Genomic DNA, 12,597 nt, shown 5'->3' with positions numbered 1-12,597 from the left:
TCTCTAGCGCCGATGGTAGTTGGGACCTTGTCCCTGTGAGAGTAGGACGTCGCCAAGCAAAAACCTAAGTCGTTTCGACTTAGGTTTTTTGTGTTTTTAAATTGTATATTTTAAGCTAAACACTTTATTAATTTATGACAAATTTGTTTTAATATTATTTTTATAAATATCAATCTCGTTAGCATAAAACAGCAATGTTTTATATGTACCTCTAATAGAGAGTTTAATTTTTAACGATATTGGTAATTTTATTTCTTTAATCATATCTTCGATAGCATAATATTCCTGTTCCCTCTCATTATAAAATATAACTGAACTAATTATTACTTCATTACCTTCGAGCTTTAATATACGCTGAATCTTAAGAGGTGTAAACGATTCATATGTTTCAGGCAATGCTTTGTTCACCTTTACAACCTCCTTAGTCCCATTGACATAGTACTCTAATGGATCATTGTAGTTTAAAGGGGAATCCTCGTATAAAATTGTTGTATATCAATGTTTTGAATTATTATCTTAATTTCCTTTCCTACTTGCATATATTTTCACTTCTTCTTTTGAATATAACTAAAACACGAACGTTATGAATAAGTAATAAAAAAACATTCGATTATTTATTGACATTGTTTATGGAATATTGTTAATATAGCCATAGAAACAATATTATATCGCACCTCATATAATCGCGGGGATATGGCCTGCAAGTCTCTACCTAACGACCGTTATTCGTTAGACTATGAGGGAAAGTCACTCGGTATTTTTCTATTCACAAGGGATACGTATGCCTGAGTAGAGCACTTTCTCTCATAGTAAAAGAGAAAATGTTCTATTTCAGGCTTTTTTTATTTGAATCGGGGGGATTCTAATATGAAATCACTAGTTGGAGTCATAATGGGAAGTACGTCAGACTGGGAAACAATGAAATATGCTTGTGACATCTTAGATGAATTACACATTCCGTATGAGAAGAAAGTTGTATCCGCTCATCGGACTCCGGATTATATGTTTGAATATGCAGAAACAGCTCGTGAACGTGGATTAAAAGTTATTATTGCTGGAGCTGGGGGAGCCGCTCATTTACCAGGCATGGTTGCAGCGAAGACAAATCTTCCTGTGATCGGTGTTCCTGTTCAGTCAAAGGCGTTAAATGGTCTGGATTCGTTACTGTCTATCGTTCAAATGCCAGGAGGAGTTCCAGTTGCAACTGTTGCGATTGGTAAGGCTGGTTCAACGAATGCGGGACTACTTGCAGCACAAATACTTGGATCATTTCATGATGATATACATGATGCATTAGAACTGAGACGAGAAGCTGTTGAAAAAAGTGTGCGCGAAGGTAGTGAGCTGATATGACAAGAATCATTTTACCTGGAAAGACAATTGGAATTATAGGCGGTGGCCAACTGGGAAGAATGATGGCACTAGCAGCGAAGGAAATGGGCTATACAATTGCTGTGTTAGATCCAACAAAACATTCACCATGTGCACAAGTTGCTGACATTGAAATTGTTGCACCTTATGATGATTTGAAAGCGATTCAGCATTTAGCAGAAATAAGCGATGTTGTCACATATGAATTTGAGAATATTGATTATAGATGTTTACAATGGCTTGAAAAACATGCGTATTTACCACAAGGTAGTCAGTTATTACACAAAACGCAAAATCGTTTTACAGAAAAGAATGCGATTGTAAATGCTGGTTTACCAGTAGCACCATACAGACTTGTTCAGAAGCAGGAAGAACTTTTAGAAGCAATTACGGAATTTTCCTTCCCTTGTGTGTTAAAAACAACAACAGGAGGATATGACGGTAAAGGGCAAGTTGTTTTAAAAAGTGAAACAGATATTGTGAGAGCAAGTGAGCTTGTTAATCAAGCTGAATGTATTTTAGAAAAATGGGTGCCATTTGAAAAAGAAATATCAGTTATTGTAACGCGTAGTGTAAGTGGTGAAACAAAGGTATTTCCAGTAGCAGAAAACATTCACGTTAATAACATTTTGCACGAATCCATCGTACCAGCCCGCATTACAGAAGCACTTTCACAAAAAGGAATTAGATATGCACAGGTGCTCGCGGATGAACTCGGGCTTGTGGGAACACTAGCGGTAGAGATGTTTGCTGCGGCTGATGGTGAGATTTATATTAATGAATTAGCACCAAGACCTCACAATTCTGGACATTATACACTTGATGCATGTGAAACGAGTCAGTTTGGACAACATATTCGAGCAATCTGTAATTTACCTCTTGGAGAAACAATTTTGTTAAAACCAGTTGTCATGGTAAACATTTTAGGCGAACATATAGAAGGGGTCCTAGGACAAGTGAATAGATTAACCGGGTGCTATTTACACTTGTATGGAAAAGAAGAAGCAAAAACTCAGCGTAAAATGGGGCATGTAAATATTTTGAATGAAAATATTGAAGATGCTTTAGAAAAAGCGCAAAGCTTGCATATTTGGGACCATCAAGAACAACTGTTGGAGGGAAAAAAATGATTAATCGTTATACACGCCCTGAAATGGGTGCGATTTGGACGGAAGAGAACAAATTTAAAGCATGGTTAGAAGTTGAGATTTTAGCTTGTGAGGCATGGGCTGAACTTGGTGATATTCCAAAAGAAGACGTGAAAAAAATTCGTGAACATGCATCATTTGATATGGAGCGTATTTATGAGATTGAAAAAGAAACACGTCATGATGTGGTTGCATTCACTCGTGCTGTATCAGAAACACCAGCATTAGGCGAGGAACGTAAATGGGTTCATTACGGTTTAACATCTACAGACGTAGTAGATACAGCGTTATCTTACATTTTAAAACAAGCAAATGAAATCTTATTACAAGACTTAGAAAGCTTTACTAACATTTTAGCTAACAAAGCAAAAGAACATAAATACACAATTATGATGGGAAGAACACATGGTGTTCATGCAGAACCAACAACATTTGGTTTAAAGCTTGGTCTTTGGTATGAAGAAATGAAACGTAACCTAGAGCGTTTTAAGCAAGCAGCTGATACAGTTCGCGTTGGGAAATTATCTGGTGCAGTTGGTACATACGCGAATATTAACCCATTTGTAGAAAAATATGTTTGTGAAAATTTAGGATTAGAAGCAGCGCCGATTTCAACACAAACATTGCAACGTGATCGTCATGCACATTACATGTCAACACTTGCACTAATTGCAACATCTATCGAAAAAATGGCAGTCGAAATTCGTGGTTTACAAAAAAGTGAAACACGTGAAGTAGAAGAGGCCTTTGCAAAAGGACAAAAAGGTTCTTCTGCAATGCCGCATAAACGTAATCCGATTGGATCTGAAAATATGACTGGTTTGGCTCGTGTTATCCGTGGTTACATGATGACTGCTTACGAGAATGTTCCATTATGGCATGAACGTGATATTTCACATTCATCTGCAGAACGTATTATTTTACCAGATGCAACGATTGCATTAAATTACATGTTAAACCGTTTTGGTAATATCGTGAAAAACTTAACGGTATTCCCAGAAAACATGAAACGTAATATGACACGAACATACGGTTTAATTTACTCTCAACGCGTAATGCTTACGCTAATCGATAAAGGTATGGTACGTGAAGAAGCTTATGATATCGTACAGCCTAAAGCGATGGAAGCGTGGGAGACACAAGTACAATTTAAAGAACTTGTAGAAGCTGATGAGCGTATTACAAGTAAGTTAACACAAGAAGAAATCAACGAATGCTTCAACTACGAACATCACTTACAACACGTTGATACAATCTTCGAACGTCTTGGATTGAACTAAGCTGATAAAGTGAAACTTCCATCAGTGGAAGTTTCACTGATGGTTAGTTGAATCAATCAGGCTCTTACGGGCTGTTATACAAAACACATTGTCTTTATAAGTATTTCGTAGTGTATGTATTTACAGCCCGTTAGAGCGGGGGAATTTTATATGGCACAGAATAGAGTCATTCTGTGCCATTCTTTATAAAAATATTATTCATATTTTTCAAACTACAGGGGGCTTGCGAAATGCAAAAGCTAGAATTGCTGTATGAGGGTAAGGCAAAAAGAATTTATCGTACAGAAGCAGCAGATATGGTTTGGGTAGAGTACAAAGATAGTGCTACTGCTTTCAATGGGGAGAAAAAAGCGACGATTACAGGAAAAGGTCGTCTGAACAATGAGATTACAACTCTTTTATTCAGAAAGTTACAAGAAGCAGGAATTAAAACACACTTTGTTGAGAAGCTATCAGACACAGAGCAACTTGTGAAAAAGGTTAGCATTATTCCATTAGAAGTTGTCACAAGAAACGTAATTGCAGGAAGTCTTTCAAAGCGATTAGGAATGGAAGAAGGAACTGCACTTGCAGCACCAATCGTAGAACTTTACTACAAAGATGATGAGTTAGGGGATCCACTTGTAACAGAAGATCATATTCGTGTGTTAAACGTTGCAACACCAGAGCAAGTAAGCATATTAAGAGAAAAGGCTCTACAAATCAATCAAGTATTGATTGAGCACTTCGCAAGCTGTCGTGTAAGATTAGTAGATTTTAAATTAGAGTTTGGTGTAACAGAAGCAGGCGAAATTGTATTGGCAGATGAAATTTCACCAGATACTTGCCGTTTATGGGATGAAGCGAGCAATGAGAAATTTGATAAAGATGTATTCCGCCGTGATCTTGGTAATTTAACAGAGGCATATGAAGAAATTTTAAAACGTTTAGGGGGAGCTTCACATGTATAAAGTAAAGGTATATGTAACATTAAGAGAGAGTGTATTAGATCCACAAGGAACAGCAGTGAAAGGTGCTCTTCACAGCCTTTCCTTTACAGACGTACAGGATGTTCGCATCGGTAAATATATGGAGTTAACAATTGATAAATCAGTATCTGATCTGGATAGCAAGGTAAAAGAAATGTGTGAAAAACTATTAGCAAACGTTGTAATGGAAGATTATCGTTACGAAGTTGAGGAGGTTGTCGCACAGTGAAATTTGCCGTGATCGTTTTTCCAGGTTCGAACTGTGATGTCGATATGTTTCATGCAATTAAAGATGAGCTTGGTGAAGAGGTAGACTATGTTTGGCATGATGCAGAGAATTTAGATGAATATGATGCGATTCTTTTGCCAGGTGGTTTCTCTTATGGTGATTATCTTCGCTGTGGTGCCATTTCTCGTTTTGCAAATGCAATGAAGGCTGTGCAAAAAGCGGCTGAGCAAGGAAAGCCAATTTTAGGCGTATGTAATGGATTCCAGATTTTAGTTGAATCAGGATTGTTACCAGGTGCATTAATGCGCAATAAAAACTTAAAGTTTATGTGCCGAACTGTTCAGTTACGTGTTGAAAATAATGAAACGATGTTTACATCTCAGTATGAAAAAGGTGCAGTAATTAATATTCCGATTGCACATGGCGAAGGAAATTATTACTGTGATGAAGTAACTCTTAAAGAATTAGAAGAAAAGAATCAAATTGCATTCCGTTATGTAGAAAATCCAAACGGAAGTGTTTCAGATATTGCAGGTATTGTAAATGAAAAAGGAAATGTACTTGGCATGATGCCGCATCCAGAGCGTGCTGTGAGTGAACTTCTTGGCGGCGCTGAAGGTTTAAAAGTCTTTCAATCTATTTTGAAACATTGGAGGGAAACATATGTCGTTAATGCTTGAACCAAATCCAACACAAATTAAAGAAGAACGTATATATGCGGAAATGGGGCTAACAGACAAAGAGTTTGCCATGGTTGAAAAGATTTTAGGACGTTTGCCAAACTATACAGAAACAGGTCTTTTCTCTGTTATGTGGTCGGAGCATTGTAGCTATAAAAACTCCAAACCAGTTCTTCGTAAGTTTCCAACAACAGGGGAGCGCGTACTACAAGGACCTGGTGAAGGTGCAGGGATTGTAGATATCGGTGATAATCAAGCGGTTGTATTTAAAATGGAAAGTCATAATCACCCTTCAGCAATTGAGCCATATCAAGGTGCAGCAACGGGTGTTGGCGGCATTATTCGTGATGTGTTTTCCATGGGAGCACGTCCAGTAGCACTATTAAACTCACTTCGCTTCGGTGAATTGAAAACACCACGCGTGAAATATTTATTCGAAGAAGTAGTAGCAGGAATCGCGGGATACGGGAACTGTATTGGGATTCCAACTGTGGGCGGGGAAATTCAATTTGACCCATGTTATGAAGGAAACCCACTTGTAAATGCGATGTGCGTTGGTTTAATTAATCATGAAGATATTAAAAAAGGGCAAGCGCACGGTACTGGTAATACGGTTATGTACGTAGGTGCTTCCACAGGGCGTGATGGTATTCACGGTGCAACTTTCGCATCTGAAGAACTATCTGAGAGTTCAGAAGCAAAACGTCCAGCAGTACAAGTAGGTGATCCATTTATGGAGAAACTTCTTATCGAAGCGTGCTTAGAGCTGATTCAATCTGATGCTCTTGTTGGAATTCAAGATATGGGAGCTGCTGGTTTAACATCATCTTCTGCGGAAATGGCAAGTAAAGCAGGAATGGGTATTGAAATGTACTTAGATGATGTACCGCAGCGTGAAACAGGTATGACACCATATGAAATGATGCTATCTGAATCTCAAGAACGTATGCTAATTGTTGTAAAAAAAGGTAGAGAGCAAGAAATTGTAGATTTATTTGAAAAGTACGGACTTGCGGCAGTTACGATGGGAAAAGTAACAGAAGATAAAATGCTTCGCTTATTCCATAAAGGTGAAATGGTAGCAGAAGTGCCAGCGGATGCATTAGCAGAAGAAGCACCAATTTATCATAAACCTTCAAAAGAAGCGGCATACTTTGCTGAGTTCCAACAAATGAAGATGGAAACACCAAAAGTGGATAATTATAAAGAAACATTACTAGCTTTATTACAACAACCAACAATTGCAAGTAAAGAGTGGGTATATGATCAATATGATTATCAAGTGCGCACAAGCACAGTTGTTACACCAGGATCAGACGCGGCAGTTGTACGTGTACGTGGCACAGAAAAAGCGTTAGCGATGACAACAGATTGTAACTCTCGCTACATTTACTTAGATCCTGAAATGGGCGGTAAAATTGCAGTAGCAGAAGCTGCGCGTAATATCGTATGTTCTGGCGGGGAACCACTTGCAATTACAGATTGCTTGAACTTTGGTAATCCGGAAAAACCAGAGATTTTCTGGCAAATTGAGAAATCAGTAGATGGTATGAGTGAAGCTTGCCGTACACTACAAACTCCAGTTATTGGCGGAAACGTATCAATGTATAATGAACGTAGTGGTGAAGCGGTGTATCCAACACCAACTGTTGGAATGGTAGGGCTTATTCATGACCTAAAACATGTAACAACACAAGAATTCAAGCAAGCTGGCGATCTAGTTTATGTAATTGGTGACACAAAAGCTGAATTTGGCGGAAGTGAATTGCAGAAGATGGTATATGGTAAAATCTTCGGACAATCACCAAGTATCGACCTAGAAGTAGAATCAAAACGCCAAAAACAATTACTAGAAGCAATTCAAGCGGGAATGATTCAATCTGCACATGACGTTGCAGAAGGCGGATTAGCAGTTGCTATCGCTGAAAGTGCAATTGGTGCTAAAGGATTAGGCGCTACTGTAAAATTAGATGGGGAAGCAACAGCGGCATTATTCGCAGAATCACAATCCCGTTTTGTTGTAACAGTAAAATGTGAACAGCAAGAAGCATTTGAGAAAGCAGTAGAAGCAATTCAAGTCGGGGAAGTCACAAATACAAATGAAGTAACGATTCATAATGAAGAAAATGAAGTATTACTTACAGCAAATGTTGATGAAATGAGAACGGCTTGGAAAGGGGCAATCCCATGCTTGCTGAAATAAAGGGGCTAAATGAAGAATGCGGCGTTTTCGGAATTTGGGGGCATGAAAATGCAGCACAAGTTGCGTATTACGGATTGCATAGTTTGCAGCACCGTGGGCAAGAAGGCGCAGGTATTGTTGTAAATAATGGAGAGAAAATTGTTGGTCATAAGGGGCTTGGTTTAATATCAGAAGTATTTTCGAGAGGTGAGCTAGAAGGTTTAAACGGGAAGTCAGCAATTGGTCACGTACGCTATGCAACAGCAGGTGGAAGTGAAGTAGCGAATGTTCAACCACTTCTATTCCGTTTTTCGGATCATAGTATGGCACTAGCTCATAACGGGAACTTAATTAATGCGAAAATGCTTCGTCGTGAATTAGAGGCAGAAGGAAGTATCTTTCAAACAAGTTCAGATACAGAAGTACTGCTTCATTTAATTAAGCGTAATACAAAAGGTTCACTAATTGAGAGTGTGAAAGATGCTCTGAATAAAGTAAAAGGTGCGTTTGCGTATCTTTTACTAACAGGGAACGAAATGATTGTTGCACTAGATCCAAATGGATTTCGCCCTCTTTCAATCGGGAAAATGGGGGATGCATACGTCGTAGCATCTGAAACATGTGCTTTCGATGTAGTTGGTGCAACATACATTCGTGATGTAGAACCTGGAGAACTACTTATCATTAATGACGAGGGCATTCATGTAGATCGTTTTACAAATGAAGTAGATCATGCAATTTGCAGTATGGAATACATTTACTTTGCTCGTCCAGATTCCAATATTGCTGGTATCAACGTTCATGCAGCACGTAAAAATATGGGGAAACGTTTGGCGATGGAAGCCCCTATTGAAGCAGATGTTGTAACGGGTGTGCCAGACTCTAGTATTTCGGCAGCAATCGGTTATGCAGAAGCAACAGGAATTCCTTACGAATTAGGATTGATTAAAAACCGCTACGTCGGACGTACATTTATTCAACCTTCACAAGAATTGCGTGAGCAAGGGGTGAAAATGAAGCTTTCAGCAGTGCGAGGCGTGGTTGAAGGAAAACGTGTTGTAATGATTGATGATTCCATTGTGCGAGGAACAACTAGTAAACGTATTGTCCGCATGCTTCGTGAGGCAGGAGCGACAGAAGTTCATGTCAGAATCGCTTCTCCACCACTTAAGTATCCATGTTTCTATGGAATTGATATTCAAACAAGAAAAGAATTAATTGCAGCAAACAACTCTGTAGAAGAAATACGTCAAATCATCGGCGCAGATTCTTTAACATTTTTAAGTGAAGATGGCTTAGTAGATGCAATTGGACGCCCATATGAAGGGAAATACGGCGGCTTATGTATGGCTTACTTTAATGGGGATTACCCAACAGCTCTTTATGATTATGAGCAAGAACTTTTAGAAAGTATGAAATAAGAGAGTGGAAAAGCTTCTACTTCATTATTAAGTAGAAGCTAGCTTTTTCCTAAAACATGCTCTATAAAGAGAGTGCCCGCTCGGGTGGGAGAAATTAAAAGACGAGGTGTAAAAAACGATGGCGAATGCATATAAGCAAGCAGGAGTAGATATTGAAGCTGGATATGAAGCTGTATCTCGTATGAAAAAACACGTACAAACAACAATGAGAAAAGAAGTACTAGGCGGTCTAGGCGGTTTTGGAGGTATGTTCGATCTATCAAAATTTGCATTAGAAGAACCCGTATTAGTATCTGGAACAGATGGCGTGGGTACAAAATTGATGCTCGCTTTTATGATGGATAAACATGACACGATTGGTATTGATGCAGTGGCAATGTGTGTAAATGATATTGTTGTCCAAGGGGCAGAACCGCTTTTCTTCCTTGATTACATTGCTTGTGGTAAAGCAGAACCTAGTAAAATTGAAAACATCGTTAAAGGGATATCAGAAGGTTGCCGTCAAGCTGGATGTGCACTAATTGGCGGAGAAACAGCTGAGATGCCAGGTATGTATTCCACTGAAGAGTACGATTTAGCTGGTTTTACAGTAGGGATCGTTGATAAAAAGAAAATTGTAACAGGTAATTCTATTGAAAATGGTCACGTATTAATTGGTTTAGCATCTAGCGGTATTCATAGTAATGGCTATTCTTTAGTACGCAAAGTGTTATTAGAAGATGGACAGCTATCTTTAGACCGTATACATGGTCGTTTAGAGCTACCTCTTGGTGAAGAATTATTAAAACCAACGAAAATTTATGTCAAACCTATTTTAGAACTATTGAAGAAATATGAAGTGTATGGCATGGCACATATTACAGGCGGAGGTTTTATTGAAAATATTCCACGTATGTTGCCGGAAGGAATTGGTGCAGAAATCGAACTAGGATCTTGGCAAATTCAACCGATTTTTAGCCTGCTTCAAGAGGTTGGAAAACTAGAAGAAAAAGAGATGTTCAATATTTTTAACATGGGTATTGGTATGGTAGTGGCAGTAAAAGAAGAAGATGCAAAAGCTGTTATTCAACTTCTTGCAGAACAAGGAGAAAAAGCACATATTATTGGACGCACTGTAAAAGGAGCAGGTGTTACTTTTAATGGAGGCACAGGACTATGAGTAGATTGGCAGTCTTTGCCTCTGGAAGCGGATCTAACTTCCAAGCGCTCATTGATGCAGTGGAAGAAAAAAGATTACAAGCTGATATTAGCTTATTAGTATGTGACCAGCCTGAGGCACGTGTTGTCGGGCGGGCACATTATCATCACGTTCCTTGCTTTGCTTTTTCCGCGAAAAAATATGAATCAAAAGAAGCATTTGAAAATGAGATATTAAAAAAACTTCGAGAATACGAGATTGATTGTGTTATTTTAGCAGGATATATGCGTTTGATTGGGTCGACATTACTCGAAGCATACGGTGGTAAAATCATTAACATTCATCCGTCATTATTACCAAGTTTTCCAGGGAAAGATGCTGTCGGTCAAGCATTAGAAGCGGGTGTGAAAGTAACTGGTGTGACAATCCATTATGTAGATGCAGGAATGGATACAGGACCAATTATTGCCCAAGAAGCAGTAGCTGTTTCTGAAGCGGATACAAGAGAGAGCTTACAAAAGAAAATTCAACGTGTTGAACATAGATTGTACGTAGATACGGTGAACGAAATCGTTAAATCTATGAAAGAACCAACTGTTAAATAACATTCAACTAGGGGTGAAGGATAAATGAAAAAGCGTGCATTAGTAAGTGTTTCAAATAAAACCGGAGTTGTAGAATTTGTTAAAGGGCTACTTGAGCAAGGGATTGAAGTTATTTCAACAGGTGGAACGAAGAAATTATTAGAAGAAAACGGCTTACAAGTAATTGGTATTTCTGAAGTAACTGGTTTCCCAGAGATTATGGATGGTCGTGTAAAAACATTACATCCAAATATCCACGGTGGCTTACTTGCAGTACGTGATAATGAAACGCATGTAACGCAGATGAATGAGTTAGGTATCGAGCCGATCGACTTTGTTGTTGTAAACTTATATCCATTCAAAGAAACAATCGCAAAGCCTGATGTAACGTTTGCTGATGCAATTGAAAATATTGATATCGGTGGTCCAACAATGATTCGTTCAGCTGCGAAAAATCATAAGTTTGTATCAGTTATCGTTGACCCAACAGATTATGATGTTGTACTAGCGGAGCTACAAGAAAACGGTGAGGTTACGGATGAAACAAAACGTAAATTAGCAGCAAAAGTATTCCGTCATACAGCGGCATATGATGCATTAATTTCTAACTACTTAACGGAACAAATGGGAGAAGACAGCCCAGAAACATTAACAGTAACATTTGAGAAAAAACAGGATTTACGTTATGGCGAAAATCCACACCAAAAAGCAACATTCTATAAAGCACCATTTGCAGCAACTTCTTCTGTTGCATATGCAGAACAACTACATGGTAAAGAGTTGTCTTACAATAACATTAACGATGCAGATGCAGCACTTAGCATCGTGAAAGAATTTACAGAGCCAGCAGTTGTAGCAGTAAAACATATGAATCCGTGCGGCGTTGGAGCCGGAGTTGATATTCATGAAGCATATACACGTGCCTATGAAGCAGATCCAGTATCAATCTTTGGAGGCATTATTGCAGCAAATCGTGAAATTGATAAATCTACAGCAGAAAAATTGCATGAGATTTTCTTAGAAATTATTATCGCACCTTCTTTCTCACAAGAAGCTTTAGAAGTGCTGCAAAGTAAGAAAAACTTACGTCTTTTAACTGTAAATATTGAAAAGGCAGCAAGTGCAAGTAAAAAGTTAACTTCTGTACAAGGTGGGCTTCTTGTTCAAGAAGAAGATACTTTAGCATTAGAAGAAGATGCAATTACAATTCCAACAAAACGTGAACCAACAGAGCAAGAATGGAAAGATTTAAAACTAGCTTGGAAAGTTGTAAAGCACGTAAAATCAAATGCGATTGTTTTAGCTAAGGATAATATGACAATTGGTGTTGGAGCTGGACAAATGAACCGCGTTGGCTCTGCAAAAATTGCGATCACACAAGCTGGTGAAAAAGGGCAAGGTAGCGCACTTGCATCTGATGCCTTCTTCCCAATGCCAGATACAGTGGAAGAAGCTGCTAAAGCAGGTATTACAGCAATCATCCAACCAGGTGGATCAATTCGTGATGAAGACTCTATTAAAAAAGCGGATGAGTTTGGTATTACGATGGTGTTTACTGGCGTACGTCATTTCAAACATTAATAGAGGAGGTTTAAA

At 38.5% G+C, this 12,597-nt stretch carries 12 protein-coding genes and 1 riboswitch; of the genes, 11 read left to right on the top strand and 1 reads right to left on the bottom strand.

What is annotated here, in order from left to right; all coding sequences use genetic code 11:
• Nucleotides 1-132: 132 nt before the first annotated feature.
• Nucleotides 133-408, bottom strand: a complete 276-nt coding sequence (locus tag AZF08_RS06500) for a hypothetical protein (protein ID WP_235190171.1) — start codon at nucleotides 406-408, stop codon at nucleotides 133-135.
• Nucleotides 409-655: 247 nt separating this feature from the next.
• Nucleotides 656-757: riboswitch (purine riboswitch) on the top strand.
• A gap of 110 nt (nucleotides 758-867) precedes the next feature.
• Between AZF08_RS06500 and purE the strand changes: the two genes are divergently transcribed.
• From purE to purH, 11 genes are all read left to right on the top strand, one after another.
• Nucleotides 868-1,353: a 5-(carboxyamino)imidazole ribonucleotide mutase gene (gene purE, locus AZF08_RS06495; protein WP_033678461.1), complete on the top strand. Its 486-nt coding sequence runs from the start codon at nucleotides 868-870 to the stop codon at nucleotides 1,351-1,353.
• The gene (gene purK / locus AZF08_RS06490; protein ID WP_033678463.1) at nucleotides 1,350-2,501 is read left to right on the top strand and encodes a 5-(carboxyamino)imidazole ribonucleotide synthase; all 1,152 of its coding nucleotides are present in this window, start codon (nucleotides 1,350-1,352) and stop codon (nucleotides 2,499-2,501) included. The genes purE and purK overlap by 4 nt, the downstream gene beginning before the upstream one ends.
• A complete protein-coding gene (gene purB, locus AZF08_RS06485; RefSeq protein ID WP_033678466.1) occupies nucleotides 2,498-3,799 on the top strand; it encodes an adenylosuccinate lyase in 1,302 nt (433 codons plus the stop codon). Before purK ends, purB begins: the two co-directional genes overlap by 4 nt.
• Nucleotides 3,800-4,029: 230 nt before the next feature.
• A complete protein-coding gene (gene purC, locus AZF08_RS06480) occupies nucleotides 4,030-4,749 on the top strand; it encodes a phosphoribosylaminoimidazolesuccinocarboxamide synthase (protein ID WP_033678467.1) in 720 nt (239 codons plus the stop codon).
• Nucleotides 4,742-4,996, top strand: coding sequence for a phosphoribosylformylglycinamidine synthase subunit PurS (gene purS, locus AZF08_RS06475; RefSeq protein ID WP_033678469.1), 255 nt, complete (start codon nucleotides 4,742-4,744; stop codon nucleotides 4,994-4,996). Before purC ends, purS begins: the two co-directional genes overlap by 8 nt.
• Nucleotides 4,993-5,676: a phosphoribosylformylglycinamidine synthase subunit PurQ gene (gene purQ, locus AZF08_RS06470; RefSeq protein ID WP_033678471.1), complete on the top strand. Its 684-nt coding sequence runs from the start codon at nucleotides 4,993-4,995 to the stop codon at nucleotides 5,674-5,676. Before purS ends, purQ begins: the two co-directional genes overlap by 4 nt.
• Nucleotides 5,660-7,879 (top strand): phosphoribosylformylglycinamidine synthase II, encoded by a 2,220-nt coding sequence (purL, locus tag AZF08_RS06465; protein ID WP_033678473.1) that lies wholly within the window; start codon nucleotides 5,660-5,662, stop codon nucleotides 7,877-7,879. Before purQ ends, purL begins: the two co-directional genes overlap by 17 nt.
• Nucleotides 7,864-9,279: an amidophosphoribosyltransferase gene (gene purF / locus AZF08_RS06460; RefSeq protein ID WP_033678475.1), complete on the top strand. Its 1,416-nt coding sequence runs from the start codon at nucleotides 7,864-7,866 to the stop codon at nucleotides 9,277-9,279. The genes purL and purF overlap by 16 nt, the downstream gene beginning before the upstream one ends.
• 118 nt (nucleotides 9,280-9,397) lie before the next feature.
• Nucleotides 9,398-10,438 carry a phosphoribosylformylglycinamidine cyclo-ligase gene (purM, locus tag AZF08_RS06455; protein ID WP_033678478.1) on the top strand — a complete coding sequence of 347 codons (1,041 nt, stop codon included), beginning with the start codon at nucleotides 9,398-9,400 and terminating at the stop codon, nucleotides 10,436-10,438.
• Complete coding sequence (gene purN / locus AZF08_RS06450) at nucleotides 10,435-11,022, top strand: phosphoribosylglycinamide formyltransferase (protein WP_033678482.1); 588 nt, start codon at nucleotides 10,435-10,437, stop codon at nucleotides 11,020-11,022. The genes purM and purN overlap by 4 nt, the downstream gene beginning before the upstream one ends.
• A gap of 24 nt (nucleotides 11,023-11,046) precedes the next feature.
• Nucleotides 11,047-12,582 carry a bifunctional phosphoribosylaminoimidazolecarboxamide formyltransferase/IMP cyclohydrolase gene (purH, locus tag AZF08_RS06445; protein WP_033678485.1) on the top strand — a complete coding sequence of 512 codons (1,536 nt, stop codon included), beginning with the start codon at nucleotides 11,047-11,049 and terminating at the stop codon, nucleotides 12,580-12,582.
• The last annotated feature ends 15 nt before the right edge of the window (nucleotides 12,583-12,597 follow it).

The sequence above is a fragment of the Bacillus gaemokensis genome, from assembly GCF_001590835.1.
Taxonomy (GTDB): Bacteria; Bacillota; Bacilli; order Bacillales; family Bacillaceae_G; genus Bacillus_A; species Bacillus_A gaemokensis.
This window is presented reverse-complemented; position numbering and strand designations above follow the sequence as displayed.